A 25500-nucleotide genomic window follows, 5' to 3' on the forward strand; every position below is an offset into this window, starting at 1 on the left:
TCTTGCCAGCATCCGGTTCATTAATTTGTTTTACGTTTTAATCTCACCAAAACTTCCACCACTTTTTTGCACTTATTTTTTCATTTTTTATTTTTTTCACACTCACTTTCTTATGTTCAATTTGTCGTTTCTTCTGAAAATTATAAAGCTCAATAAGCCCATCTTTAAGTGATGTAACATTACCTTGAATCAGCTTATGTTCCGGATCAATTCGCAAACCCACTAACCACTTGTCATATATTTCATTAAAAAATGCCACTCCTTTTACATCTAGTTCCTTTTGAAAAAATTCTCCGTTCTCAACCACTGCCTCCAAACATAACACTCACATAATCGGCGATTTACCGCTCTTGTGAATCGGCCGTCTTAATGTTTTTGTTATGTGCGTAAATATCAAGCACCGCTTCAGTTGCTGAGGTTATAGCTGCCACTCCACGCAAGGTGATGTCGACATCTAGTTCTATGTATGAACCTAAGTTAGCTGTAAACGCTGCAAAGCTGTCCTTTAACTCAGCGAGATAAACCTTTTCAAACGTTTTGCAACTCGAAATGTTTTTCATTTTGGAAGATATGCATTCTTTGCTTAAATCAACCGCCGCCTCATATTTTACAACCAATTTTTCTAATTGCGCTTTGTCGTCAATATTCTCAGCGAACAAGTAAAAACTAGCGAAAGAAAAAACTATAATTACTAACTTTAAAATTCTAAACATAATATTCCTTTTCGAACATAACTTTTAAATAAGGGGCGCAGGCAAGCAGGGCATAATAGCGAAGCCGCCCTGCGTGTATGCGTCCCAGCCCGCGCAGCGGGCAAGCTTGATTTTTTTGTTATACACAAGGCTACTCCTTAATAAGTTTAAGCACTTCACTGTTTTCGGAGTCGAAGACAGATAGCGATGTGTCATTTAACTTGATTGTGACGAATACATATTTGTCTTTGTAGCCATTGTACATTTCCCCAACCCACTCAGTTTCTGTTGATTGAACAATATTTTTGATGATTGTGAGGCCAGAGTTTTGTTTATGAGTCTGGTGTTCTTTAACACTTGCTACACCAGTTGTTAAATTGAATTCGATTAGAGCTGGTTTTGTTGGATGCTTCCAAACGCCTTCTATTGTTGATGAAGCAACTGCACTTATTGTTAATAAACAGGTGCCTATGAAAACAGAAAATAGAAGAGACGTTTTAGTTTTATTTATTTGAATCTTCCTGATTTTGCGCATTGTGTATAACACTTTCTATAACCGGTGGTGGCCGCTCTTGCCGAAATCCGCTTGATGCATTTGTTATACGCTGCCTGCTCGTTCTACCACCAAAATTCTAGCTTGGCCTTTAGGGTGAGCAACATGTTCAGTTCCAACTGATGCAAAAAATATATCTCCCGGGTTTAAAACTGCAGACTTAACCTCGCTGTTTTCTTTGTAGAGCATTTCAACAACACCATCCATTACTGCAAAAACTTCTTCGCCGTCATTTACATGCCACTTGTAAGGTTTGTCAGTCCAATGCAAACGAGTGGTAATACCGTTCATACTGGCAATATCCTTTGCACCCCATGCTTTACTTGCAGTGAACTCTTTACTTCTAATTACTTCCACTATAGTTCCTTTTTCTACGAGATTTTAAAGCTTATAACACCAAATTAAGCGGCGAAATACTGCTCTCGTATTTTGTCTGTCTTCAATTTTTTTGTTAGCAGTCGATTCACTCATAGTGACTCCATAGACGCAGAACTTTAACTACTTTCTCTTCTTCATAAACTTGATAAACCAATCTATGTTGAATATTAATTCTTCGTGAGAAGGCACCAGCAAGGTCTCCAACTAACTTTTCAAATGATGGGGGGCTAGTATACGGATCTTTTTCAATTATATTTAGTAAGACTTTTGCCTTGCTTTTTAGACCGCTGCTAGCGAGCTTTCTAGCATCTTTTTGTGCTTGTTTGGTATAGACAACTTTCCATGTCACCAATCTAATTCCTCTGAACAATCTGATAAGTCAGTTTCCATACCCTCTTTTATTGATTCCCTCATTCCTGGCACCGACAAGAGATACAAGGTCTCTTGAATTGCTTCCCAATCTTTTTCAGAGAGTAGAACAGCGTTGTTTCGTTTGCTCGTTATTTTCACTGGGATATGAGATTCAGCAGTTTCATCTATCACACGATATAAATTTGCACGAGCTTCTGTCGCAGTTAATGTAGTCATAAGTACCTCCAAACAAAAGCGTACGCTTAACCGCACGCAATGTCAAATATTGTACTGCTAACACCTGATTAAGCGGTAAAAATTTGCTCTATAATTTTTATCCGTCTTCGATCTATTGTTATGTTTTTTCAACTGAGTCATAATGTGTATAAACTTACTACTCTTTACACATAGGTGCAACATGAGAACTAACATTGTCATCGACGATAAATTAATGGCAGACGCGCTCAGTGCGACTGGTCTACAAACCAAAAAAGAAGCTGTAGAAGAAGGCTTAAAAGCATTAATCAGACTCAGAAAGCAAGCTAAGATTCGCTCTCTTAGAGGAAGGTTAGATTGGGAAGGCGACCTTGATGATATGAGAACCAGTGAATGATATTGGTAGATACTAGTGTTTGGATTGATTACTTTAAAGGTAATGAGACACAAGAAACTAATTTGTTAGATACAGCTTTGAGTAATGATAGTGTGGCCATTGGTGATTTAATCTTGTTGGAGATACTTCAAGGGTTTCGTTCTGACAAAGACTATGAAACAGCTAAAGAACACCTACAAGTATTACCTCAGTTTAGTATGCTTTCACCAGAAATAGCGATAAATGCAGCTGAAAATTATCGTGTTTTAAGAAAGCGTGGCATAACTATAAGAAAAACCGCTGACGTAATAATTGCAACATTTTGCATAAATAAAAGTATCCCACTGCTATTTGCTGATAAAGACTTTATACCCTTTACCAAACATTTAAAACTTCAATCGGTATCAACCGAAACCTAACGCCTAATTAACAGGCAAAAAATAGTTGGTTAAAATAAGCGACGAAGGAGCAAAAACCAACTGTTTTTTGTCCTTGTTTAATTTCTTGTTAGGCTTTTAATACACCTTGCCAGTAACCAACATCTTTCCATTGTTCAAATTTAAAACCAACCTGTTTGAAATGTGCAACTTTTTCTAAGCCAAATTTCTCATGGAGAGCGACGCTAGCTGGATTAGGCAATGTAATACCACCAATCACAGAATGGATAGAACGAGATTTTAACTCTGAGAATAAAGCATCATAGAGTTGTGAACCTACGCCGTTACCGATACATTTTGGCGATAAATAAACAGTAACCTCGACTGAAAAACGATAAGCAAAACGCTCTCTCCATTTGGTAGCATAAGCATAACCAATTAAGGCACCCGAAGAATCTTCGGCAATTAACCACGGTAAATCATCTGATTGAACTTTAGATATACGATTAAGGATATCTTCAGCAGATATAATTTCTGTTTCGAATGTAACAACAGTATCTGAAATATAATGATTATATATTTCAGCAATTGAAGTAGCATCCTTACTCACTGCATTACGAATCACAATGCCTCCTGAAAGCCTAACACCCTACTTTGGGGCATAAACATGCAGGCTAAAATTGGAGCGGTGCGACTGAGCCTGCATGTTTATGTCCCAGTGAGCGCGAGCGAACGACAACAGTTGTTTGTTAGCAGTCGACCTAATTAAAACCTAAATAAAGTACAAAAACAGCCATAGAAAAAGGCAGTACTAAAAAGTTAAACATAGTTTCAACATCCTTTTTGAATACTGCCCTAATGCCAATATAGCTATTAAACAGTGTTACTACTACCGATAAAAAGCCAACGATAATTAGCTTAACGGGGTAGTTCATGTTCGGGTGAAATAAATAAGCAACTATTGCCGGAGGGATTAGAAGTGGTATCTCCGCCACGATCCAAGAAACTTGATTTAAATATTTAGTGTATTTTTCGGTCAAACTCATTGAAGGCTGCTAACGCCTGCCTAAGCGGCAAATTAATAATGGGTTAAACTTATTGAGCGCAGCGACAATAACCCATTGTTAATTGTCCGATGCGAGCTTGCTAGCCTTAAGGCTCTTGTTAGTTTTACAACCCAAACACCGCCTCAAATTTCTCCCCATTATTTAACCTGTCTAACCCCAAATATAAACTTTTAGTGTCCATTGGCTCTATTGCAATCCTTGAGGCTTGGTAATATTTCACGCTCGTGTTAGGGAAGTCACTTAAATAAAAAATGGACTTAATCTTTGTCACATTTTCTTTTTTTATTTCTATATTTTTAAGAAGAAACGGCTCACGATAATCCACCTTGATACCAGTTCCTTCAATGAACCAGGCAGGCAATTGAGTTAACTCTACAAGAAAGTCGGTTCTATGTCTTACCTCTGCATGAACATATTCATGGGCTATCACGTCTGTGTTGAGACCTTTGGGGCCCAGAAAAATACATTCTCGAAAGAATCCTGATGTTTGCATACCCGTTGGGTTAAACCCAAAATCAGAGTATTTGGTTTCTGCCGTTGCAATAATTCTAGGTGAAGATATAGGGTTCCCATATACGCTAGAAACCCTATCAATTGCACTGGCTATTGAATTAATCAATCCAAACTTTTGCGCTTCGTCTAGGCTGTCGTCAATATAGATATTTGATGATACTTGCGAAAAGTGAGTTAGCCCTATCACCTCGCATGCTATTGCATCTTTTTTGAAAAAGATGAATGAGACAGAAAAGGTAAGCAAACAAGCAAACGAAAGGATTTTGAAAATACGCACCGGCTTTCCTTGTAAAACTAACACTTCAAATAACAAGCACAAACTGCTCTTTGTTTGTGTCTCTGTTCATTTGTTTTGTTAGCCATTCGCCCTCAGTTCTTCTTGGATTACTTCAGGATGTCTAAATGCAATCTGAATAAGCGCTTTGGCAGCACCTGATGGCTTGCGTCGGCCTTGCTCCCACTCTTGAAGTGTCCTTGGTGAGATTTGTAATGCTGAAGCAAACTGGTTTTGAGAAAGTCCTGTCTTTAATCGAGCAGATGCTACCTCATTTGGTTCGATTTGAGTGGTACGTGCAACATTACCTGCTTTCATTTCTTTGACTGATTGCAGTAATTTATAACCGAGTTCTTCGCCTGTCATTTGAGTTTTAGTCATTATCTATTACCTCTTTAATGGATTTCAGGATATGAGATGGGATATTTTCTTTTACAGTTTTACTGTAAATAACCAACAGCCATATTTCTCCATTTTTTAGTTTTGTATAATAAATTACTCGAACACCGCCGCGTTTCCCTACACCACGCTTGGACCATCTTACTTTCCTGCAACCACCACTACCCGGGATCACATCACCAGCGTTCTGATTGCCAGCAATCCATGTGCAAAAGTCTCCTCTTTCGTCTTCTGTCCAGATAGAGTCTGCATCGTTTTTAAATGTCGGAGTTTCTATAATTGTATACATGAGCCGTATTATACGTCTTTGACGTACAATATCAAACGTTTAATTGAAGTCGACTCAGATATGGCTAACACTTTACATAACCGGTTTGTGGCGTCTTTCCACAAATCCGGTTAATGGTACTGTTATATGTTACTCGGATACGAATACAACCGTAAAAACTTCAGAAGGCAATTTGTTCAGACCAACTATAACTGCTGACTTCTGGTAAGTAGGTGTCTTGCCTAAACCTGAATAGCCGACAATTAACTTATCATCAACTGTGGCGACGCCGAAAGCTCCAATACAACAAAAATATAACCCTCTTGCTATAATATGATGCTTAAAATTCGATAAATCACAGTTCTCACTTGCGTAGCTTTGAACTTCGCCTTTATCTAATACGTCAAACGTTTTTGTATCTAGCACACTAACTGCAAGCTCAACCTTTGAAGCTAAAACCTCGCAATTTGTGTCGGAATCTAGCCATCTGAAGCTTTCTAGCTGTTTGTCCGTTAGTTCTGGAGCGCTGTACCATTCTATTGCATTTACGATTTGAGTAGAAGCCAGCAGAAAAATAAAGCAAGACAACCTCGCAACATGCTTATACATATAACGCCCGATTAAGCGGTAAAAACCGCTCTTATTTTTATCCGACTTAAATCGTTTGTTATGTTTCATTTATCGTCCTTAACAGGCCCAAGAAGAAAATCCCAAAAACCTGAGTTAAGACGTTTATGAAGCTTGGGATAATTTTTAAGTAAAGGATCAAATAAAACAAGTAAGATATCCTTTAGTGCCCAAACAATAATTACCACACCTAGCAAGAAAGAACCAATCGGGTGTTTTCTGCCAAATTCTGTTTCACCTGATTGAAGTAAATGTGCTGACCAGATGCAGACGACGATGCCGAGAACTAACATTAAAATATTTACTATAAGCTTTTTATTCATTCCTTTAGCTCACAACTTCCATTGAAATATAACGCCTCAAACACCAGCTTGGTGAAGTTGGCGGCTTTTTTGGAACAAAAAAGGTGACAGCTTTGCCAAGTCCGAGTGCTTTGACTTGTTATGCGCATACTAAGTACTGGGTAAACTCTTCGTTCAGCGCTGTATTCTCCCTAATAACCCACCGCTTAAATGAAGTAAAATTGCTTGCTATATGCAAGTGTGATTTTATCTTCCTCTTGTAGTATTCCTTATCTTCATCGTCGCAAGTGGGCTTAAAGTACTCAATAAGAAGACCTTGAAACTCCTGCATTTCTTCTAAAAGCTTATTTCTTAAGTTTGCAGCTTCAATAGTCTTTAATTTTGTCGTTCCGTTAAAAGCATTTTCGACTAGTTCAGCAGTGCTCTGAGTGCTCAATGACGCATCTAACGGTGTTATCTTTACTTTTTCAAAGGGAAATGGCTTGAATTCATAATGCACTTTGTCTTCAACCTTTTCCTGCTCATCAGTGCAGTCCAGAATATTTTCATAGCTATCTAGCTTGATATTATTGCAGTGCGCACATGACCAGAACAGATTATCCCATGAGAATTTTAAATCAACATTACCTTTATGCGGCCGGAAGTGTTCTACGTTTATAGTATGAGGTTGAGAATCTTCACAAATATAGCATTTGTTATGAAAGTCAACTTTGATTCTATCCAAGACGCAGCCACATTTATAATCCCCAGACGCTTTGGTCTTTTCTGTTTTCAAGCAATCAGGTTCAGGTTGAGATTTATTAAAATACAACATGCTAACTACTCTCCTTTTTCATTTAGGAGAGAAAGTTCAATTTGCTGGAGTTTTACATGAAGCTCTTTCGATAAATATTTCGGCAAGTGAGAAAGATAGTTTTTTAAATGATGGTACTCAGCTTGATCTTCTTTTGTTCTATTATTTGCTAGCTCTTCAAACTTATTAATTTTTTCTATAAGAAGTTCAGAGTACTTATTTGACGAAAAGTAACTCTCGATTAGAGCGTCATAAGAATATCCTGACAGGTCTTCTGTCACAATACGGTTTTGCAAGTCACAAACCACCGAGTTTTCTATTGATGACAAAACAAAAGGAGAGTGAGTTGTTATAATAAACTGTAAATTTGGAAAGAAGTCGCCTAGAAAAGGTAATACTTTTTTCTGTAAATCAACATGTAGATGCGTTTCTATCTCATCAATTAGTACAATGCCTTGCATATTGTAGCTGGCGTTACTTTTTGTCTCCATTCGTAATATTAGTTCAGTCAATATACTCAATATTGCCGAATGGCCATCTGATAACTCTGAGAGCGTGTATGGCTCTCTACCATTGACATCAATTTTGAAATTGTAATTTTTCCTGTCAAAAATAAGACTTAACTCAGGAGCCTCAAGTATTTCGCCAAGCCGTTTTTCAAATCTTGAAAACCACTCGTCGATTCTTGTCACTTCCTTCTCATCTTGATCGTCACGAGCAAATGATCGTTCGGCTTTTAAGTTTACAATGTATTGCAGAAAAGCTGTGTTTGCTCTTTCTTTTGGCTGATACTTATCTTTCAGGCTGACTTTGTTTATCCCTGACGGGACAGTAATAGACGTTGTTCTCTTTGCGTCAAAATACGCAATCAAAAATTCACCTTGTTGTGCCTTGTCTTGCAATTCAATGTTTCTAGAAAAGCCAATCTCCAGACCGCCAAATCGTTCAAACCACTTTTTCGTTTGCTCAACACTCCTTTTAGCTTGAACAAAATTAGGATCATCCTCAGCAGGGCTTCTACTTTGTAGTTGCTTTAAATTCGATTCAAGATTCATCAAATTTGTCTTCTGCCGATCCCAATTTGCATATTGCCCATTAAAAACATTTTCGAGAAATCTATTGATCTCTAAAAGCAAAGTGGTTTTACCAGACCCATTCCTACCTGTAAGAATAAGGTGCTTTCTTGATGATTCGCTCAGAGGGATGTCAATTTCTTTAATATTTCTGACTTCTTTGACATTTATTTTGTTTATAAAAATTCCGTTGCTCATTTAGAATCCTGTATTTGGTGTTTGGAGCGCATAACACTTACTATAACCGGTTTGTGCCGCTCTTGCACAAATCCGGTTAATGGTTTTGTTATCCACAAATTTACTCATAAGTCACAGTTTGTTTGAGTTGGTCTAACAAACTCTTGTCGTCTGTTCGTTGAAGCCACATTGACGATGTTTCGACTGATATACCGTTTGAGTGTGATATCAATGATGCTTTTACATCACTCTTCAAAGAGTATTCAGTATTACCCGAAGAGGAATAATCTAATAACAAAATGAGCTCGAACTGCATCGTATCGGTTCCACAATCTCGTAACATTGTTCTACCGAGGGAAGTAGACCAAATAATATTTTTTGTTTCAATTTTACAAGTGAGTCCGTTTTCATCGTCGCTTATATCAGCGTCGTAGAGAAAAACGCCCTCGGTTGCTCGCAAATCTAGAAATTGATATGAAAGTCCTTTAACCTCTTTATTTTTATAAAGTTCAATACCCTCATAAACGCCCTTCCAGTCAGCAGCATTTGCTCCAAATGAGAAAAAAACAAATAAAACACCGAGTAACCTCATAACTCTCCTTTGTGGATAACGCCGCATTAAACGGCGAAAATTGCCTTTTATTTTTGTCCGATTCAATGCTTTGTTAGCATAAAATGATGAACTCACAAGCGCGCTCCACCCGTAAACGTTGATAACGATACATTGATAATTATTAGTAGATTAATACGACATTGTTTGGAAAGCAAAATAACATCCTTTGTTTATTTCGTGCTTGAATTGAGTAATAACTTGTTTGGCTTAAAAAGCATTAAACCCAAATTGCCAACACCTTTTAAAAATTGCCCATGATGCGATGCTTATATTTCCTAGCGCATGCCAGCTTATTACATTTAAATATTTTTACTGCTAACGCCCCAATAACGGGCAAGTAGTTACCGGCGAGAATGCCGAAGGCGCCGGTGAGTACTTGTCCCAGTGAGCGGAGCGAGCGTTGTTAATTGGTTTGTTATACACCCTTGCCCCTATTCACACGAAACTTTTCTGCACGCATCTCGACTTGCTGCTTAGCGATAGAGAATGAAGAGTGCTGACCAATAAGAACTGGGTGAGTATAAGTTCGAAGCAAGCATGCTAAAACTTCTAATTGCTCCAACTGATCGAGGCTTGATTTTACTTTTGCGCAAAACAAATTACATCCATAGATGATGTCATGAAGGTCGTAGTTTTCGAACTTTCTCGATAGAGTTCCAATTGCTACTCTTGAATTCAAACCCCAATTTATGCCTTCCACACGTATACAAGTATCAGAGTTTTTAAAGTTAATTTCAAACTCGCTTGATTCACTTTCTGTGAAGTCATAGTCATAGATTAAAAACTGAAAATGCTTCCTTGCAACATTTAAAAATTCTGAGTCGATGATGAATTCCTTTTGGGTGTATAACGGCCCGCATAACGGGCAAAAATACGTAGGCTACAATGCCGAGCGGAGCGCAGGGAGCCTACGTATTTTTGTCCCTTGCGAGCGCAGCGAGTGTTAATGCGTTTGTTAGGTTCTCGCGTCATATTTAAGCAATCTCACATTCACAAAAAGAGCTATTAATGAAATAGGTATCGCATATATCAAACTTATCAAGAGGATACTACTAATTGACAATAGAGATGTTGAACCGACGACAAAAAACGAAACCGAGCAAACAAAGAACAAATACGGCTATGAACTGAGCATAAAAAGGAACAGCAGCTTTTTCATTTCGCTTGTGGATACCAAGTTGTATGGTCGCATAAATAATTCCCCAAAATCCATCAAAAAGAATTGAATAATAAGAGTAGCTACCGAAATACAAGACTGCCGTAATTGCATTAAGAAGAACGACACACGCAATCCAATAAACATATACCCAAGCTTTAACGCGACTCTGAACTGAACTCATGATGAACCTAACACCTACTTAAGCGGCGAAAATTGCTCTTTATTTTTGTCCGCTTCAAGTTTTTGTTAGCCATCAATTTGCTCAACCTTAAATGTAGTCGCTACTCCAAGGTTTAGGTCATTTGTCACAAATCTTATCTCGACAATCAGATTAAGCGGAATCTGTCTACTCGGATGATGATCCAACCATGGAAAAGTAAAAGACATGCTTTCTTTATCTATCCTACCTATAATTGGAACGCTTGGAAATATAGTATCAGGCATGTCGCCATCGATAACTTGAAGGTAAACTCCAAACTCATCTAAGTCATAAGTCGAAGTCTTTGGTAATTTAACAAGGAAAGATAAATCCCCAGTATCCCTGCACGAACTATTTCCCTCATAACTAGCTCGATTGATTTTGATTTTTTCAACGACTGGCAAAGGGACTTGCTCCCAATACGTGCCATCTGCATTTTCATCAACTTGTTTCGGCCCTGGATGCTCATCCCATCGCTCTAAAGTAGGTTGGAACAAATAGTAACCCACATACGAGCATGCCGCAGACGGAAAGTTAAACAGGCTAATTAATATTATAAATGTTACATATTTCATTCAATCTATCCTTGATGGCTAACACTTTGCATAAGCGGTTTTGGCTGCTCTTGCCAAAATCCGCTTGATGCATTTGTTATTTGCTGCGTTTTTCAACACTAATTCTCCGTTTAACAAAATATGCTAGCGCAATAAGAATAAGCCCGCTGAAGTAGAATAAAACGTTCATGTTGAAAACTTCGTCAGACGCTACGACTTTATAGTAAACACTATCATCGGAACTATTGGTAAACTGTTCAAGGCCTCCAACTGGCAAAAGACCTCTAACTACGTAAAAATATCCCTCCAGAATAAACATAATTCCAGCGACTACTAATAGTTTTACTTTAAGCATTAAAAGTCCATAGATCGAGCGGCATATAACACCTCACTAAGGGGCGATAACACATGGGCTAAAATTAGGAACGAAGTGACGCAGCCCATGTGTTAGCGTCCCAGCGAGCAGCGCGAGCGCCTTTAGTGTTTTGTTATATGGCAAACTCTTCGTTTGGTTCTTCTAGTTGTTCCACTTCTTCGAGCCCGCAAATACCATTACCACCGTCAAGATAACGCAGACCAAGGTAAATTTGTTCTCCGATTTGTTCTGCCTGAATTACGACGGCAGGAGTTCGTTCTCCTGTTTTTTCATTAATCTGAATAACACATGTAGGTAATTTGGCATCCAGTACAAAGCTACCCTCTGGTATATAGAAAACAGCTAAGCCGTTTTTTACATCCATTTCAGAGGCAACTCGCCCTGATATGTGAGGTAAGGTATTCCAATTGTCAGGTTTGAATGAGTCCCACATGTTTAACTTTCCATATAACGCCCGTTTAAGGGGCAGAAACACATGGGCTAAAATGCGAAGCAGCCCATGTGTTTGTGTCCCAGTGTGCTTCAGCACACGACTTAAAACGTTTGTTATGCATTCTCTGCTACCAAGTAGTTCCCAATTTCGTCATCTGTTTGAAACAGCGATAAATAGGTATCTATAAACCACTCTTTAGCACCATTGACCGCCAGTACTTGTTCGCGTGTAACTTGATAACAATCGAAAATATCATCATTTATGAATGGAGAGTCCTCGCCATTTTGAATAGTGAAAACTCTACCTTTTTCGTTTGAATAGATATGACAGGTGACTGCGCAATCTTCTTGGTTGGTGTTCGGCCATTCACCTGTAATAAATGAAAGCCAAATATGGCGCTCATTTTGATGTTCAAGCATAGCAAGGCAAAAAGCAGTTTCACCTTCAACACTATATTTAAACATGCCACGAATAAACTTATTTTCGTGATCTCTACCGCATTTACATTTACGATAATATTCTTTTCGATTCTCAATCATCGACATTTTCGCCATAATTCCGTGAATGCATAACGCCGCATTAAACGGCGAAAATTGCCTTTTATTTTTGTCCGATTCAATGCTTTGTTAGCATAAAATGATGAACTCACAAGCAAGCTCCACCCGTAAACGTTGATAACGATACATTGATAATTATTAGTAGATTAATACGACATTGTCTGGAAAGCAAAATAACATCCTTTGTTTAATTCGTGCTTGAATTGAGTAACAACTTGTTTGGCTTAAAAAGCATTAAACCCAAATTGCCAACACCTTTTAAAAACTGCCCATGATGCGATGCTTATATTACCTATCGCATGCCAGCTTATTACATTTAAATATTTTTACTGCTAACGCCGCATTAAACGGCGAAAATTGCCTTTTATTTTTGTCCGATTCAATGCTTTGTTAGCATAAAATGATGAACTCACAAGCGCGCTCCACCCGTAAACGTTGATAACGATACATTGATAATTATTAGTAGATTAATACGACATTGTTTGGAAAGCAAAATAACATCCTTTGTTTATTTCGTGCTTGAATTGAGTAATAACTTGTTTGGCTTAAAAAGCATTAAACCCAAATTGCCAACACCTTTTAAAAATTGCCCATGATGCGATGCTTATATTTCCTAGCGCATGCCAGCTTATTACATTTAAATATTTTTACTGCTAACACGTACAATAAGCGGTTTTGGCCGCTCTTGCCAAAATCCGCTTCATTGTTTTGTTATTCGTTAAACCTACCACTAATCGCATCCTCCTCCGCCACCACCGCAATCACCTCCTGAGCTACCTGAGGTAAAACCACCATCTGTCGAAGAAGTGCCCACAGAGCCTGTCCCAGTATGAGTATCAAAAGGTCCAAAGAACAACCAGGCTAAAAAATAAAGCGTATACCATGTACCAGGAAGTGCCATGAAGATAAGCGCCATAATCGAGCTTCGTCTAACTAGTTCCGCGGTGTCAATAAGCCCTTCGCTCCGTTGACCAGAAAAAATTAACCAGCCAAGAACAAACCCTCCCAAACAAGCAAAAAATAAAATCTTAAATCGTTTAGCCAATATTAAATGCCTCTGCCGAATAACGCCGCATTAAACGGCGAAAATTGCCTTTTATTTTTGTCCGATTCAATGCTTTGTTAGCATAAAATGATGAACTCACAAGCGCGCCCACCCGTAAACGTTGATAACGATACATTGATAATTATTGGTAGATTAATACGACATTGTCTGGAAAGCAAAATAACATCCTTTGTTTATTTTTAGCTTGAATTAAGTAACAACTTGTTTGGCTTAAAAAAGCATTAAACCGAAATTGCCAACACCTCTAAAAACAGCCCATGATGCGATGCTTATATTTCCTAGAGCATGCAAGCTTATTATATTTAAATATTTTTACTGCTAACGCCGCATTAAACGGCGAAAATTGCCTTTTATTTTTGTCCGATTCAATGCTTTGTTAGCATAAAATGATGAACTCACAAGCGCGCTCCACCCGTAAACGTTGATAACGATACATTGACAATTATTAGTAGATTAATACGACATTGTTTGGAAAGCAAAATAACATCCTTTGTTTATTTCGTGCTTGAATTGAGTAACAACTTGTTTGGCTTAAAAAAGCATTAAACCGAAATTGCCAACACCTTTTAAACACGGCCCATGATGCGATGCTTATATTTCCTAGCGCATGCCATCTTATTATATTTAAATATTTTTACTGCTAACGCCGCATTAAACGGCGAAAATTGCCTTTTATTTTTGTCCGATTCAATGCTTTGTTAGCATAAAATGATGAACTCACAAGCGCGCTCCACCCGTAAACGTTGATAACGATACATTGATAATTATTAGTAGATTAATACGACATTGTTTGGAAAGCAAAATAACATCCTTTGTTTATTTCGTGCTTGAATTGAGTAATAACTTGTTTGGCTTAAAAAGCATTAAACCCAAATTGCCAACACCTTTTAAAAATTGCCCATGATGCGATGCTTATATTTCCTAGCGCATGCCAGCTTATTACATTTAAATATTTTTACTGCTAACACTTACAATAAGCGGTTTTGGCCGCTCTTGCCGAAATCCGCTTGATTGTTTTGTTATACGATTGCGTCATAATTTGCCTTGCATGTTCCATTCAGGTTTAAGCGTTTTGGTAATGCTATCTTCCAAACCAGCAGCTAGGTTCACATGAAACTCGCCTAAATGGAGTAAACCATTATCTGGGAGAACATATAACTCAACTATTTTAGAACTTTCTAATGCGAGTTTAATTTCTGCGTTGTTTCGAATATTGGTCGTTTGTGACGGCCCTGGGTTTTGATACCCATACATCCTCCTTTTCAATTGCTGAGTCGTTTTTCCGATATACTTTGGCTGATTATCAACTACAAAACTATAAAGCACGTTTCTCGAAGTCTCTTCAGCAAAAATATTAAGCGACAACTTATTTTCTAAAATAGACCACTGCCCAACTTTTTTGAAGCCAATGGTTAGCAATTTGTCTAAATCTACCATCACGTATAACGCCGCATTAAACGGCGAAAATTGCCTTTTATTTTTGTCCGATTCAATGCTTTGTTAGCATAAAATGATGAACTCACAAGCGCGCTCCACCCGTAAACGTTGATAACGATACATTGATAATTATTGGTAGATTAATACGACATTGTCTGGAAAGCAAAATAACATCCTTTGTTTATTTTTAGCTTGAATTAAGTAACAACTTGTTTGGTTTAAAAAACATTAAACCCAAATTGCCAACACCTTTTAAAAACTGCCCATGATGCGATGCTTATATTTCCTAGCGCATGCCAGCTTATTACATTTAAACATTTTTACTGCTAACACTTACTATAACCGGTTTGTGGTGCTCTTCCACAAATCCGGTTGATAGTTTTGTTATGTTTACTCTCAAAACAACCTAGAGGCAACGTTTACTCTTTTTTCTCAGAGGGTAAATCATTACAAACTTCGCAAGCAATCTTCTTACGAAAATTATAAGCCCTGCGTAAAGCGAATATGGCAACTGATATAAAAGACCAAATTAAGCCGAATTCGATAGAGTATGACAATGTACGCCCTTTTAGGTATTGAACTCCTGCGAGAAGCAAGAATACGACCGGTAAAGCTACTAGGTATTGAAAAATCCATTTTTGAATTGGCATCTTATTTCCTTTTCAGTTTTACGAAGCACAGCCTTACTCGTAAATATAACGCCGCCATAAACGGCTAAGTAATAGTTGGCTAAAATGTGTAGCGAAGCGAAACCTAGCCAACTGTTGCGTGTCCGCTTTTAATGGCCTTGTTATAACTCCATTACGGTAATTCAAAATTTTGTCTATGCCGATGAATTTCAACAAGCCTCCCGGATTCAAATTTTAAGTCTATTGAATTAAAAAACTCGTATTGACCATCGAGAAGAATATCCCATTTGTCATATTCGTATATTTGAGACTTCGCTTTAAGAGCAGCAGGAACTGAGAAGTTATCTCCAGCCCTATCACCGTAACGTATATAAATATGGGATTCAGGATATTTCACTTCTAAAGTTTGAAAATCGCCGATTACTTCTTCCTTGGTGCTACCAATCGTAAATCCATATGCGTTGCCTGAGACGATATTCTCATCAATGTAAGTTAACCACCAATAACCAACTAGCCCACCAATGAATAAGGTAGGTATAAAAATAATTAATGCTAAGACTTTAAGGCCAAATTTCACCGCAAATCCTTTTGGAGTTATAACGCCGCATTAAACGGCGAAAATTGCCTTTTATTTTTGTCCGATTCAATGCTTTGTTAGCATAAAATGATGAACTCACAAGCGCGCTCCACCCGTAAACGTTGATAACGATACATTGATAATTATTAGTAGATTAATACGACATTGTTTGGAAAGCAAAATAACATCCTTTGTTTATTTCGTGCTTGAATTGAGTAACAACTTGTTTGGTTTAAAAAGCATTAAACCGAAATTGCCAACACCTTTTAAAAACGGCCCATGATGCGATGCTTATATTTCCTAGCGCATGCCATCTTATTATATTTAAATACTTTTACTGCTAACGCCGCATTAAACGGCGAAAATTGCCTTTTATTTTTGTCCGATTCAATGCTTTGTTAGCATAAAATGATGAACTCACAAGCGCGCTCCACCCGTAAACATTGATAACGATACATTGATAATTATTGGTAGATTAATACGACATTGTCTGGAAAGCAAAATAACATCCTTTGTTTATTTCGTGCTTGAATTGAGTAACAACTTGTTTGGTTTAAAAAACATTAAACCCAAATTGCCAACACCTTTTAAAAACTGCCCATGATGCGATGCTTATATTTCCTAGCGCATGCCAGCTTATTACATTTAAATATTTTTACTGCTAACGCCGCATTAAACGGCGAAAATTGCCTTTTATTTTTGTCCGATTCAATGCTTTGTTAGCATAAAATGATGAACTCACAAGCGCGCCCACCCGTAAACGTTGATAACGATACATTGATAATTATTGGTAGATTAATACGACATTGTCTGGAAAGCAAAATAACATCCTTTGTTTATTTTTAGCTTGAATTAAGTAACAACTTGTTTGGCTTAAAAAAGCATTAAACCGAAATTGCCAACACCTCTAAAAACAGCCCATGATGCGATGCTTATATTTCCTAGAGCATGCAAGCTTATTATATTTAAATATTTTTACTGCTAACGCCGCATTAAACGGCGAAAATTGCCTTTTATTTTTGTCCGATTCAATGCTTTGTTAGCATAAAATGATGAACTCACAAGCGCGCTCCACCCGTAAACGTTGATAACGATACATTGATAATTATTAGTAGATTAATACGACATTGTTTGGAAAGCAAAATAACATCCTTTGTTTATTTCGTGCTTGAATTGAGTAATAACTTGTTTGGCTTAAAAAGCATTAAACCCAAATTGCCAACACCTTTTAAAAATTGCCCATGATGCGATGCTTATATTTCCTAGCGCATGCCAGCTTATTACATTTAAATATTTTTACTGCTAACAATTTATTATCTGTAAAAAAATTAATATCAAAACTGGCCTCATGCCTAGTTTCATAAATTAGTGATATTCAATATATTCTCGATGCCCCCAAAAATCAACATATTGAACGACCTTGTTTGGGAAAGGCGTTGCAAAGGGAAGATTTGCTGTTATGCGGTTAAATAGGGCTGCGCTACGTTGGGTTATTTAAATTTTATATTATATTTTGTTAGGGAAAACATTTTTATGCAATCACCGTTTCTGACTGCTGTATCTGAGTTTATGTATATGAAACGCTATGCAAAGAAAACTATTGAGACGTATTTAAAATATATTTTGCAGTTTATTCGGTTTAATCATAATGCTCACCCGAAGGTACTTGGCGACGTAGAGGTAGAAGCTTTTTTAACGTATATCGTGGTTAATAAGAAGGTGTCAATTAGTACCCAAACCGTTGCCCTGAATGCTTTGGTATTTTTGTATAAGGATTATTTGAACGCGCCTTTATCGCTTGATATGAACTATGTGCGCAGTATGAAGCAACCTAAGTTGCCTGAGGTGTTAACGCCTAGTGAAACAAAATCGTTTTTTGAATGTGTGCCGGCTAAACATAAGCTGCCTATTTCGCTTATGTATGGGAGCGGCTTGCGTTTAATGGAATGTATGCGTTTGCGCGTTAAAGACATTGATTTTGAATTTAAGAATATTAGGGTTTGGAATGGAAAGGGCGGTAAGCATAGGGTTGTTACTTTGTCGGAACAACTTATTGAGTCAATAGTTGTTCAAATTAATTTGGTTAAATCCTTGTTGGCTAAAGATGTGTTAGATGAAAAATACGGTGGCGTTTATATGCCGCATGCTTTAAGAAGGAAGTATGCAGGGGCCGCTTACGATCTTAACTGGCAGTATCTTTTTCCTGCTAGCCGCCTGTCTGTAGACCCCGAAAGCAAAAGATATAGAAGGCATCATTTAGATGAGCGCACAATACAAAAAACAGTGACAAAGGCAGCGAAAGAAGCGCGTATTAGCAAGCAAGTAACGTGTCATACTTTGCGTCACTCTTTTGCCACGCATCTTTTGTTGAATGGTTCTGACATTCGCACAGTTCAAGATCAATTAGGTCACTCTGATTTAAGAACAACGCAAATTTTTGTGCATATATTGCAACGTGGTGGCAATGCAGTAGTAAGCCCTTTAGATTTAATTTCTCATATTAAAAAATGAGTGGCTTTCTTTTCTTATAATAGCGTTGTTGCAATAGCTTCTGTTGCAATGCCCCCGTACAAACAACGCGAAAGCACTTACATTATGGGAACGAGCCTTTTAGAAGCCAATTACTTAGGCTTATAAGCTCATTAGCTTTTTTTGCTATCGCTCAATACGTTTTGGTCCATTGAGTCGCAAGGCATAGTGCACTTGGGTTTTCCTACCGCTTTAGCTGGAACGCCAACAACGGTTGTATGTGGTTTTACTGAGCTTAGTACCACACTACCAGCACCCACTTTAGAACCTTTGCCTATTTCAATGTTACCTAATATTTTTGCGCCCGAGCCAATCATTACGCCTTCGCGAACTTTAGGGTGGCGGTCACCTGACTCATTGCCCGTACCGCCAAGTGTGACGCCCTGTAAAATAGATACGTTGTCTTCTACTACGGCGGTCTCGCCAATTACTATGCCGGTTGCATGGTCAAACATAACGCCTTGGCCAATTTTTGCAGCCGGGTGAATGTCTATAGAGAATGCTTCTGAATTTCTACTTTGCATAAACAGCGCTAAATCGGTACGCCCTTTTTGCCACATATAATGGGCTAAGCGGTGAACTTGTAAAGCTTGAAAACCTTTGAAATGAATTAATACAGTAAGAAAATCTGATACCGCTGGATCGCGAAGTACCACAGCTTGTATGTCGGCCATCGCCGCTTCTAGCATGCTCGGTGCTAACAAGTAAGCTTCGTCAAACATTTCACTAACGGTAATAGAGGGCATTACTTGGTCACTCACTTTATTTGACAATATAAAGCTTAACGACGTTTCAAAATTATGATGGCTCAATACACATGCATGCAAATAACTCGCTAGCAAAGGCTCTTTTTCAGATACAACTTGTGCCTCACTTTTAAGCTGTTTCCAGAATGTTTGCCCACAAATGTTTTGCATACCTTAATGCTCCAAAGCTAATTGAGCCTTGATGATAGACCTTAGTCAGCACAAATCCAAATATTGATGCTCGGTTAATCCTTTTAGCGAATTAATGCTGTATAAATAGACAGCTTTTATTGCCAAAAACTGTTATATTCTCTATTGTTAAAGCGGTGGTATTTCAAGCGCTCAATCAATTGTACAGGTATTATTAATGGATGTTTCTTTACTCTTAGACGAACTTAACGACAAACAACGTGAAGCGGTAGGCGCACCTAACCAAAACATGCTTATTCTAGCGGGCGCGGGAAGCGGTAAAACTAGAGTGCTTGTGCATCGTATTGCATGGTTAATCGAAGTTGAAAAAATTTCACCGTTTGGCATTTTAAGTGTGACCTTTACCAATAAAGCGGCAAAAGAAATGCGCGCTCGGGTTGAGCGTTTAATGGGAAACTCCTTAAATAATATGTGGATGGGTACGTTTCACGGCTTAGCTCACCGTTTACTTAGGCTGCACTATGAAGAAGCCAAGTTACCGCAAAATTTTACAATATTAGATTCTGATGATCAGTTCCGTTTAATTAAGCGCTTGTTAAAAGCGCTTAATTTAGATGAAAAACATTGGCCGCCGAAGCAAGTCCAGTGGTATATAAACTCCAATAAAGACGAAGGTTTGCGAGCCAAGCAGGTAGAAACCTTTGATGATCCTAACCAAAAGAAAATGCGAGAAATTTACCAAGCCTATGAAGACGCATGCCAGCGCTCAGGCTTAGTAGACTTTGCAGAGTTATTGTTACGTTGTTATGAAACCATTCGCGACAACGAATCATTAAAAAAACACTACCAAAAACGCTTTCGCGCAATTTTGGTAGACGAATTTCAAGATACCAACAACATACAGTATGCGTGGCTAAAATTGCTATGTACAAAAGAAAACAACATGATGATTGTTGGTGATGATGACCAATCTATTTACGGTTGGCGTGGCGCAAACGTTAAGAATATTTCGCATTTTTTAGATGACTTCCCCCATGCCCAAACCATTCGTTTAGAACAGAACTATCGTTCTACATCTAATATTCTTAATGCGGCGAACGCGGTAATTGACCACAACAGCGGCCGCTTAGGCAAAGATTTATGGACCCAAGGTGAAGAAGGCAGCAAAATTGCATTGTATGCCGGATTTAATGAAGTCGATGAAGCTCGCTTTATTGTGTCCAAAATAAAAGATTTTCACGAGCAAGGCGCTAGCTTAAAAGAGTGTGCGATCTTATATCGAAATAATGCGCAGTCTCGGGTATTGGAAGAGGCATTACTCCACCAAAAATTACCCTATAGAATCTATGGTGGCTTACGATTTTTTGAACGCCAAGAAATTAAGGATGCACTAAGCTACTTGCGCCTTATTAGCAATGCCATTGATGACGCCGCATTTGAACGCGTTGTAAATACGCCTGCTCGCGGCTTAGGTGATAAAACCTTGAGTAATATTCGCTTATTCGCCCGTGAGAACAACCTACCTATGTGGGAAGCGGGTCAGCAAATGTTGCAAGAGAAACGCTTGTCAGGGCGCGCGGCAAATGCCTTGCAAAGTTTTTACGACAACATAAACAAAATGGCAAAAGACACCAGTGAGCTTCCTTTGCATGAGCAAGCAGATGCCGTAATTAAAGGTTCAGGCCTTTACGCTATGTACCAAGCTGAAAAAGGGGATAAGGCGCAAGCGCGCATTGAAAACTTACAAGAATTAGTTACTGCGGTTAAGCAGTTTGAAACACCAGAAGATGCTGAGGAAATGACACCACTTGCCGCGTTTTTGGCCCACGCCAGTTTAGAAGCCGGTGATACCCAAGCCGATGTAGACCAAGACGCAGTGCAACTCATGACCATTCATACCGCCAAGGGCTTAGAATTTCCTCTTGTGGTACTGGCGGGTGTTGAAGAGGGCATGTTCCCTAGCAATATGAGTAACGAAGAACCTGACCGCCTAGAAGAAGAACGCAGGCTTGCCTACGTAGGCATGACCCGCGCCATGCAAAAGCTCATTATTACTTATGCTGAAACAAGGCGTCTTTATGGGCAAGATAAATACCACACCATTTCACGTTTTGTGCGTGAAATCCCCGGTGATTTTATTGAAGAAATTAGATTACGCTCACAGGTAAGCCAGCCTGTTCATAACCGCTTTAGCCAGCAAGTATCTCATGACTCCTTTGTAGATTCAGGCTTTGCTTTGGGCCAACGTGTTATGCATGCTAAGTTTGGCGAAGGAACGGTACTGAATTACGAGGGCGCTAGCGACCATGGAAGAGTACAAGTTCATTTTGATGATGTAGGCAGTAAATGGCTAATGTTGGCTTACGCGAAATTAGAGAAGTGCTAGTAAGTGATAAACATGCGCCCTACTCGGGGCGCATTACTGGTTCTTTACGCTGTTTGCGATATGCATTAATAGAATCAAAGGTAAACAACGCCAATGCCGACCAAACAAAAAGAAAAGTGATTAAACGCGCTTGTGAAAGCGGTTCGTTGTAAAGCCACGCCGCTAATACAAACATAATAGTAGGGCCTATATATTGGAAAAACCCTAGGGTCGAATATTTAATTCGCCTTGCCGCAGCAGTAAAACAGAGTAAAGGCGCTGTAGTGACAAAGCCTACACTCGCAATTAACAATACCAAGTTAAGGCTCATTTCACTAGGGTTCACACTTTTTTCTGCGAACCAAAAAAAGTAAACAACGGCAATGGGCAGCATCATTAAGGTTTCAATAAACAGTCCCGGCATACTATCTACTGCCACTTGTTTTCTAAGTAAGCCGTAAAAAGCAAAGCTACAAGCGAGTGACAGCGCTATCCAAGGCAAGCTCCCGTAATTCACTAATAGCACTAACACGCCAACGGCCGCTATGCCTACCGCAAGCTTTTGTAAGGGACGTAAGGTTTCACCTAAAAATAGGCGGCCTAAAAACACATTTATAAGTGGATTTATGTAATAGCCTAAACTGGCCTCTAGCAAATAGTTATTATTAACGGCCCATATAAACAATAGCCAGTTGAACGCGAGTAGTATGCCCGCCAATAGTAAAATACGCAGTACTTTAAAAGAGCCTATGGCTTGTTTTACTTTGCCAATTTGGCGCAAGCCTACTATAAGAACGCATAGCACTAAGGCTGACCAAATTATACGATGCATGAGTATTTCGCCTGCCGGTATTGCATCAATTGCCTTGAAATATAGCGGAGCAAAACCCCACATAGTGTAGGCGGCAACGGCGAATAACATGCCTGATTTGTTGCTAGAAGATGCTGTCAACGTTATACCTTAGCTTAAAGAGTGAGCGCGCATTGTCAGGTATCAACTGCACCTATGCAAGCGCTAAATCAACTGTTCTAAAGTCCATTAGATTCTGCATCCAAAAACCAGTACAATTAGCGGCACAAATAGCTACAAGCAATTCCTTTCTTCGCTTTACAAGCCACAACAGAGTAATGTCATTGACCAGTGCTACCCACAATGCCCCCAATTTAGAACAAGAATGCTTAGATATTCTCAAGCATACCTTTGGCTATGCTGAGTTTAGAGAAGGCCAATGGGCGGTTATTGACAGTATTCTTCGCGGCCAAGACAGCCTTGTACTCATGCCAACAGGTGGCGGTAAGTCATTGTGTTACCAAGTACCCGCACTGGCTCTTGAAGGCGTAACTGTGGTGGTCTCTCCACTCATATCCCTTATGCAAGACCAAGTACAGCAACTGCTTTCCCAAGGGGTGAAAGCCGCTTATTTAAATTCAAGCCAAACACCTGAACAAAGCGATAAAATAACACGTGAGCTACATGCTGGTGAATTACAGGTTATCTATTTAGCACCTGAGCGCTTGTTGCAGCCGTATTTTATAAACAGCATAAAAAATCTATCACTGGCTTTAATAGCCGTAGATGAAGCCCACTGCGTCAGCCAATGGGGTCACGATTTTCGACAGGAATATCGCCGCTTAGGGGAATTGAAAGACATTTTTCCTAATGTGCCTATGGTAGCACTAACTGCTACGGCTGATCATGCCACACAGGTCGACATTCAACATCAGTTGCGCCTTGAAAACCCGTTTATTCATAAAGGGGGATTTGATCGCCCTAACATTCGTTACAATTTACTCGCTAAGTACAAAGGTGCGGTGCAAGTTGTTGACTTTATTAAGCAACAACAGGGCAATAGCGGCATTGTGTATTGTAACAGCCGCGCCAAGGTTGACGACATAACACAAAAACTAACAAGCGCAGGCTTAAGTTGTGGTGCTTACCATGCCGGCAAAGACACCAGCGAACGCGAGCGTATCCAAAACTTGTTTTTATCTGATGACTTACAAGTAGTAGTAGCTACCGTTGCCTTTGGCATGGGGATAAACAAATCAAATGTTCGCTTTGTGGTGCATCACGATGTACCACGCAGTATTGAGTCGTTTTATCAAGAAACCGGCCGAGCAGGACGCGATGGTATGCCCGCTGAAGCATTACTATTGTATGACGACAAAGACGCCGCAAGAATTAAAAAGTGGATTGCTGATGGCTCTACACCCCAGCGTTTTCAACTTGAAATGCATAAATTTGAAGCTATGCAGTCTTTTGCTGAAGCTCAAACCTGTAGGCGGCAAGTACTATTAAATTACTTTGGTGATGCAAGGCAGGCATCGTGCGGGAACTGCGATATTTGCCAGTTTCCACCAAAAATGTTTGACGGCACCCGAGTAGCACAAAAACTATTATCGTGTATTTATAGATTAAAGGGTGAAACGAATGGGCAATATGTCATTGATATTTTGCGTGGGAAAAGTCATCGCAAAATTTTAGATTTAAAACACAATGAATTGAGTACTCACGGTATTGGAAAAGATCAGCCTGACCAATACTGGCATAATATTATTCAGCAAGTTATCCACCAGGGCTTAATTAGAATTGATATGACGCAAAACGGCATACTACGTTTAAATGAAGCGGCTAAATATGTGCTTAAAGGTGAGCAGGTGGTCAACTTAGCTGTACCTAAGTTTAGTGTGAGTTCTGCGGCCAAAAATAAGTACGAGCCATCAAGCATTGATACTAAATTATTCGCTAAACTTAAGCATTTACGTAAGCAACTGGCCGATGAAAATAATGTGCCTGCATTTACAGTATTCAGTGACGCCAGCCTAGCTGACATGACGTCTCGCTTACCGGTCAGCAAAGCTGATTTCTTAGAAGTCACCGGCGTGGGCGAGAAAAAACTGCAAAAATATGGCGAGCCTTTCACTCGCCTTATTGCCGACTACCTAAGCGCTCAATAAAGCCTAAGGTAACACACTCATTTACGCGCTTTGTTCGGCTTTTTTCATTTCAGCCATCGCTTTCATGTAACTTGGCTCTTTTGATAAACGCTCAACATAGGCGGCAATATTAGGGCAAGCATCTAACCTACCCGCTTTGTGCACAGCCTCTAATGGAAAGCTCATTTGTATATCGGCAACAGTGGGCGAATCACCCACTAACCAAGTTCGCCCTTTCAAATGTTGCTCTACAAACCGCAGGTTTCTCTCTATCGCTTTGCCAAAGTATGCATCCATCACCGCATCAACAAATTTAGCGACCACAAATTTAATGAAAAACGGGCTCGCTTTTTCTTTACCTTTGTTCAGCACCATTGCTGTAACCAATGGAGGAAGAAAGCTTCCTTCAGAGAAATGCGACCAAAATTGAACATCAATAAAATCAGCATTTTCTTTACTTGGAATTAATGAAGAATCACCCGCTTCGCGAACAATGTACTCACATATTGCACCGGTTTCAGCAATTACATTATTGTTGTGTGTAAGCAAAGGCGCAGTGCCGAGTGGATGAATCGCACTTAATTCTTTTGGGGCCAAATTAGTTTGCTTATCCCTTTTATACACTTTTATTTCATACTCAACTTGAAGTAGCTCAAAGAGCCAAATAATACGTTGCGACCGAGAATCATTAAGGTGGTGAAGGGTAAACATTTTTATTGTCCATTTTGTTAAATTGT

At 39.0% G+C, this 25500-nt stretch carries 32 protein-coding genes; 5 read left to right on the forward strand and 27 right to left on the reverse strand.

From position 1 onward, the window contains the following. Nucleotides 1-43 precede the first annotated feature (43 nt). From ACOI22_RS13690 to ACOI22_RS13715, 6 genes are all read right to left on the reverse strand, one after another. Nucleotides 44-307: a hypothetical protein gene (locus tag ACOI22_RS13690; RefSeq protein WP_420672681.1), complete on the reverse strand. Its 264-nt coding sequence runs from the start codon at nucleotides 305-307 to the stop codon at nucleotides 44-46. Nucleotides 308-341: 34 nt separating this feature from the next. Further along, nucleotides 342-713: a hypothetical protein gene (locus ACOI22_RS13695; RefSeq protein WP_420672682.1), complete on the reverse strand. Its 372-nt coding sequence runs from the start codon at nucleotides 711-713 to the stop codon at nucleotides 342-344. A gap of 130 nt (nucleotides 714-843) precedes the next feature. Then, nucleotides 844-1227, reverse strand: a complete 384-nt coding sequence (locus ACOI22_RS13700) for a hypothetical protein (protein WP_420672683.1) — start codon at nucleotides 1225-1227, stop codon at nucleotides 844-846. Nucleotides 1228-1290: 63 nt separating this feature from the next. Next, nucleotides 1291-1602 carry a cupin gene (locus ACOI22_RS13705; protein WP_420672684.1) on the reverse strand — a complete coding sequence of 104 codons (312 nt, stop codon included), beginning with the start codon at nucleotides 1600-1602 and terminating at the stop codon, nucleotides 1291-1293. A gap of 106 nt (nucleotides 1603-1708) precedes the next feature. Continuing rightward, entirely contained in the window at nucleotides 1709-1972 is a 264-nt protein-coding gene (locus ACOI22_RS13710) for a Txe/YoeB family addiction module toxin (protein ID WP_420672685.1), read from the reverse strand. Then, a complete protein-coding gene (locus ACOI22_RS13715; protein ID WP_420672686.1) occupies nucleotides 1969-2211 on the reverse strand; it encodes a type II toxin-antitoxin system Phd/YefM family antitoxin in 243 nt (80 codons plus the stop codon). Before ACOI22_RS13715 ends, ACOI22_RS13710 begins: the two co-directional genes overlap by 4 nt. Nucleotides 2212-2392: 181 nt before the next feature. Between ACOI22_RS13715 and ACOI22_RS13720 the strand changes: the two genes are divergently transcribed. Continuing rightward, nucleotides 2393-2587, forward strand: a complete 195-nt coding sequence (locus tag ACOI22_RS13720) for a type II toxin-antitoxin system VapB family antitoxin (protein WP_420672687.1) — start codon at nucleotides 2393-2395, stop codon at nucleotides 2585-2587. Then, on the forward strand, nucleotides 2584-2985 hold the full coding sequence (gene vapC, locus ACOI22_RS13725; protein WP_420672688.1) for a type II toxin-antitoxin system VapC family toxin: 402 nt from the start codon (nucleotides 2584-2586) through the stop codon (nucleotides 2983-2985). The genes ACOI22_RS13720 and vapC overlap by 4 nt, the downstream gene beginning before the upstream one ends. An 88-nt stretch (nucleotides 2986-3073) precedes the next feature. On the opposite strand, the gene ACOI22_RS13730 is transcribed toward vapC, so the two are convergent. The 18 genes from ACOI22_RS13730 to ACOI22_RS13815 form a co-directional block, all read right to left on the reverse strand. Further along, on the reverse strand, nucleotides 3074-3568 hold the full coding sequence (locus tag ACOI22_RS13730; protein ID WP_102484219.1) for an arsinothricin resistance N-acetyltransferase ArsN1 family B: 495 nt from the start codon (nucleotides 3566-3568) through the stop codon (nucleotides 3074-3076). 136 nt (nucleotides 3569-3704) lie between these two features. Then, on the reverse strand, nucleotides 3705-3989 hold the full coding sequence (locus ACOI22_RS13735; protein ID WP_420672689.1) for a hypothetical protein: 285 nt from the start codon (nucleotides 3987-3989) through the stop codon (nucleotides 3705-3707). A 124-nt stretch (nucleotides 3990-4113) separates the two neighbouring features. Then, entirely contained in the window at nucleotides 4114-4836 is a 723-nt protein-coding gene (locus ACOI22_RS13740; protein ID WP_420672690.1) for a hypothetical protein, read from the reverse strand. A 42-nt stretch (nucleotides 4837-4878) separates the two neighbouring features. Then, the gene (locus tag ACOI22_RS13745; RefSeq protein ID WP_420672691.1) at nucleotides 4879-5178 is read right to left on the reverse strand and encodes a helix-turn-helix domain-containing protein; all 300 of its coding nucleotides are present in this window, start codon (nucleotides 5176-5178) and stop codon (nucleotides 4879-4881) included. Then, entirely contained in the window at nucleotides 5171-5485 is a 315-nt protein-coding gene (locus ACOI22_RS13750) for a transcriptional regulator (RefSeq protein WP_420672692.1), read from the reverse strand. The genes ACOI22_RS13745 and ACOI22_RS13750 overlap by 8 nt, the downstream gene beginning before the upstream one ends. A gap of 129 nt (nucleotides 5486-5614) precedes the next feature. Next, a complete protein-coding gene (locus ACOI22_RS13755) occupies nucleotides 5615-6142 on the reverse strand; it encodes a hypothetical protein (protein ID WP_420672693.1) in 528 nt (175 codons plus the stop codon). Then, nucleotides 6139-6414 carry a hypothetical protein gene (locus tag ACOI22_RS13760; protein ID WP_420672694.1) on the reverse strand — a complete coding sequence of 92 codons (276 nt, stop codon included), beginning with the start codon at nucleotides 6412-6414 and terminating at the stop codon, nucleotides 6139-6141. Before ACOI22_RS13760 ends, ACOI22_RS13755 begins: the two co-directional genes overlap by 4 nt. 118 nt (nucleotides 6415-6532) lie before the next feature. Then, a complete protein-coding gene (locus ACOI22_RS13765) occupies nucleotides 6533-7207 on the reverse strand; it encodes an HNH endonuclease (RefSeq protein ID WP_420672695.1) in 675 nt (224 codons plus the stop codon). 5 nt (nucleotides 7208-7212) lie between these two features. Then, nucleotides 7213-8457: an AAA family ATPase gene (locus tag ACOI22_RS13770; RefSeq protein WP_420672696.1), complete on the reverse strand. Its 1245-nt coding sequence runs from the start codon at nucleotides 8455-8457 to the stop codon at nucleotides 7213-7215. A gap of 100 nt (nucleotides 8458-8557) precedes the next feature. Further along, nucleotides 8558-9124, reverse strand: coding sequence for a hypothetical protein (locus ACOI22_RS13775; RefSeq protein ID WP_420672697.1), 567 nt, complete (start codon nucleotides 9122-9124; stop codon nucleotides 8558-8560). A 1330-nt stretch (nucleotides 9125-10454) separates the two neighbouring features. Next, entirely contained in the window at nucleotides 10455-10982 is a 528-nt protein-coding gene (locus ACOI22_RS13780; RefSeq protein WP_420672698.1) for a hypothetical protein, read from the reverse strand. A gap of 76 nt (nucleotides 10983-11058) precedes the next feature. Beyond that, the gene (locus ACOI22_RS13785; protein WP_420672699.1) at nucleotides 11059-11316 is read right to left on the reverse strand and encodes a hypothetical protein; all 258 of its coding nucleotides are present in this window, start codon (nucleotides 11314-11316) and stop codon (nucleotides 11059-11061) included. 133 nt (nucleotides 11317-11449) lie between these two features. Next, the gene (locus tag ACOI22_RS13790) at nucleotides 11450-11770 is read right to left on the reverse strand and encodes a hypothetical protein (protein WP_420672700.1); all 321 of its coding nucleotides are present in this window, start codon (nucleotides 11768-11770) and stop codon (nucleotides 11450-11452) included. Between the two features lie 113 nt (nucleotides 11771-11883). Then, nucleotides 11884-12309: a hypothetical protein gene (locus tag ACOI22_RS13795; protein WP_420672701.1), complete on the reverse strand. Its 426-nt coding sequence runs from the start codon at nucleotides 12307-12309 to the stop codon at nucleotides 11884-11886. Between the two features lie 748 nt (nucleotides 12310-13057). After that, a complete protein-coding gene (locus ACOI22_RS13800) occupies nucleotides 13058-13228 on the reverse strand; it encodes a hypothetical protein (protein ID WP_420672702.1) in 171 nt (56 codons plus the stop codon). Nucleotides 13229-14425: 1197 nt separating this feature from the next. Continuing rightward, on the reverse strand, nucleotides 14426-14830 hold the full coding sequence (locus ACOI22_RS13805) for a GIY-YIG nuclease family protein (protein ID WP_420672984.1): 405 nt from the start codon (nucleotides 14828-14830) through the stop codon (nucleotides 14426-14428). A gap of 419 nt (nucleotides 14831-15249) precedes the next feature. Beyond that, nucleotides 15250-15480 (reverse strand): hypothetical protein, encoded by a 231-nt coding sequence (locus ACOI22_RS13810; RefSeq protein WP_420672703.1) that lies wholly within the window; start codon nucleotides 15478-15480, stop codon nucleotides 15250-15252. Between the two features lie 151 nt (nucleotides 15481-15631). Next, nucleotides 15632-16036 carry a hypothetical protein gene (locus tag ACOI22_RS13815; protein WP_420672704.1) on the reverse strand — a complete coding sequence of 135 codons (405 nt, stop codon included), beginning with the start codon at nucleotides 16034-16036 and terminating at the stop codon, nucleotides 15632-15634. A gap of 1533 nt (nucleotides 16037-17569) precedes the next feature. Between ACOI22_RS13815 and ACOI22_RS13820 the strand changes: the two genes are divergently transcribed. After that, nucleotides 17570-18547 (forward strand): integron integrase, encoded by a 978-nt coding sequence (locus ACOI22_RS13820; protein ID WP_420672705.1) that lies wholly within the window; start codon nucleotides 17570-17572, stop codon nucleotides 18545-18547. Nucleotides 18548-18678: 131 nt separating this feature from the next. Here ACOI22_RS13820 and cysE read toward each other — a convergent pair whose 3' ends face one another. Next, nucleotides 18679-19482: a serine O-acetyltransferase gene (gene cysE, locus ACOI22_RS13825; protein WP_420672706.1), complete on the reverse strand. Its 804-nt coding sequence runs from the start codon at nucleotides 19480-19482 to the stop codon at nucleotides 18679-18681. A gap of 196 nt (nucleotides 19483-19678) precedes the next feature. Between cysE and uvrD the strand changes: the two genes are divergently transcribed. Further along, nucleotides 19679-21847, forward strand: a complete 2169-nt coding sequence (gene uvrD, locus ACOI22_RS13830) for a DNA helicase II (protein ID WP_420672707.1) — start codon at nucleotides 19679-19681, stop codon at nucleotides 21845-21847. A gap of 19 nt (nucleotides 21848-21866) precedes the next feature. Here the strand turns inward: uvrD and rarD are convergent, their stop codons facing one another. Next, nucleotides 21867-22748 carry an EamA family transporter RarD gene (rarD, locus tag ACOI22_RS13835; RefSeq protein WP_420672985.1) on the reverse strand — a complete coding sequence of 294 codons (882 nt, stop codon included), beginning with the start codon at nucleotides 22746-22748 and terminating at the stop codon, nucleotides 21867-21869. Nucleotides 22749-22954: 206 nt separating this feature from the next. On the opposite strand from rarD, the gene recQ reads away from it, so the two are divergent. Further along, a complete protein-coding gene (gene recQ / locus ACOI22_RS13840) occupies nucleotides 22955-24784 on the forward strand; it encodes a DNA helicase RecQ (protein WP_420672708.1) in 1830 nt (609 codons plus the stop codon). Between the two features lie 21 nt (nucleotides 24785-24805). On the opposite strand, the gene ACOI22_RS13845 is transcribed toward recQ, so the two are convergent. Further along, nucleotides 24806-25474 (reverse strand): glutathione S-transferase family protein, encoded by a 669-nt coding sequence (locus tag ACOI22_RS13845; RefSeq protein ID WP_420672709.1) that lies wholly within the window; start codon nucleotides 25472-25474, stop codon nucleotides 24806-24808. Nucleotides 25475-25500 lie beyond the last annotated feature (26 nt).

Source organism: Glaciecola sp. 2405UD65-10 (assembly GCF_048820975.1).
GTDB lineage: Bacteria > Pseudomonadota > Gammaproteobacteria > Enterobacterales > Alteromonadaceae > Glaciecola.

Bases quoted from the DNA above. Each gene is read 5' to 3' on its own strand.
- ACOI22_RS13695 (WP_420672682.1), bottom strand. From the start codon at position 713: ATGTTTAGAATTTTAAAGTTAGTAATTATAGTTTTTTCTTTCGCTAGT.
- ACOI22_RS13700 (WP_420672683.1), bottom strand. From the start codon at position 1,227: ATGCGCAAAATCAGGAAGATTCAAATAAATAAAACTAAAACGTCTCTT.
- ACOI22_RS13715 (WP_420672686.1), bottom strand. From the start codon at position 2,211: ATGACTACATTAACTGCGACAGAAGCTCGTGCAAATTTATATCGTGTG.
- ACOI22_RS13720 (WP_420672687.1), top strand. From the start codon at position 2,393: ATGAGAACTAACATTGTCATCGACGATAAATTAATGGCAGACGCGCTC.
- vapC (WP_420672688.1), top strand. From the start codon at position 2,584: ATGATATTGGTAGATACTAGTGTTTGGATTGATTACTTTAAAGGTAAT.
- ACOI22_RS13735 (WP_420672689.1), bottom strand. From the start codon at position 3,989: ATGAGTTTGACCGAAAAATACACTAAATATTTAAATCAAGTTTCTTGG.
- ACOI22_RS13745 (WP_420672691.1), bottom strand. From the start codon at position 5,178: ATGACTAAAACTCAAATGACAGGCGAAGAACTCGGTTATAAATTACTG.
- ACOI22_RS13750 (WP_420672692.1), bottom strand. From the start codon at position 5,485: ATGTATACAATTATAGAAACTCCGACATTTAAAAACGATGCAGACTCT.
- ACOI22_RS13755 (WP_420672693.1), bottom strand. From the start codon at position 6,142: ATGAAACATAACAAACGATTTAAGTCGGATAAAAATAAGAGCGGTTTT.
- ACOI22_RS13760 (WP_420672694.1), bottom strand. From the start codon at position 6,414: ATGAATAAAAAGCTTATAGTAAATATTTTAATGTTAGTTCTCGGCATC.
- ACOI22_RS13765 (WP_420672695.1), bottom strand. From the start codon at position 7,207: ATGTTGTATTTTAATAAATCTCAACCTGAACCTGATTGCTTGAAAACA.
- ACOI22_RS13770 (WP_420672696.1), bottom strand. From the start codon at position 8,457: ATGAGCAACGGAATTTTTATAAACAAAATAAATGTCAAAGAAGTCAGA.
- ACOI22_RS13780 (WP_420672698.1), bottom strand. From the start codon at position 10,982: ATGAAATATGTAACATTTATAATATTAATTAGCCTGTTTAACTTTCCG.
- ACOI22_RS13785 (WP_420672699.1), bottom strand. From the start codon at position 11,316: ATGCTTAAAGTAAAACTATTAGTAGTCGCTGGAATTATGTTTATTCTG.
- ACOI22_RS13790 (WP_420672700.1), bottom strand. From the start codon at position 11,770: ATGTGGGACTCATTCAAACCTGACAATTGGAATACCTTACCTCACATA.
- ACOI22_RS13795 (WP_420672701.1), bottom strand. From the start codon at position 12,309: ATGATTGAGAATCGAAAAGAATATTATCGTAAATGTAAATGCGGTAGA.
- ACOI22_RS13800 (WP_420672702.1), bottom strand. From the start codon at position 13,228: ATGGCACTTCCTGGTACATGGTATACGCTTTATTTTTTAGCCTGGTTG.
- ACOI22_RS13805 (WP_420672984.1), bottom strand. From the start codon at position 14,830: ATGGTAGATTTAGACAAATTGCTAACCATTGGCTTCAAAAAAGTTGGG.
- ACOI22_RS13810 (WP_420672703.1), bottom strand. From the start codon at position 15,480: ATGCCAATTCAAAAATGGATTTTTCAATACCTAGTAGCTTTACCGGTC.
- ACOI22_RS13820 (WP_420672705.1), top strand. From the start codon at position 17,570: ATGCAATCACCGTTTCTGACTGCTGTATCTGAGTTTATGTATATGAAA.
- cysE (WP_420672706.1), bottom strand. From the start codon at position 19,482: ATGCAAAACATTTGTGGGCAAACATTCTGGAAACAGCTTAAAAGTGAG.
- uvrD (WP_420672707.1), top strand. From the start codon at position 19,679: ATGGATGTTTCTTTACTCTTAGACGAACTTAACGACAAACAACGTGAA.
- rarD (WP_420672985.1), bottom strand. From the start codon at position 22,748: ATGTTATTCGCCGTTGCCGCCTACACTATGTGGGGTTTTGCTCCGCTA.
- recQ (WP_420672708.1), top strand. From the start codon at position 22,955: ATGTCATTGACCAGTGCTACCCACAATGCCCCCAATTTAGAACAAGAA.
- ACOI22_RS13845 (WP_420672709.1), bottom strand. From the start codon at position 25,474: ATGTTTACCCTTCACCACCTTAATGATTCTCGGTCGCAACGTATTATT.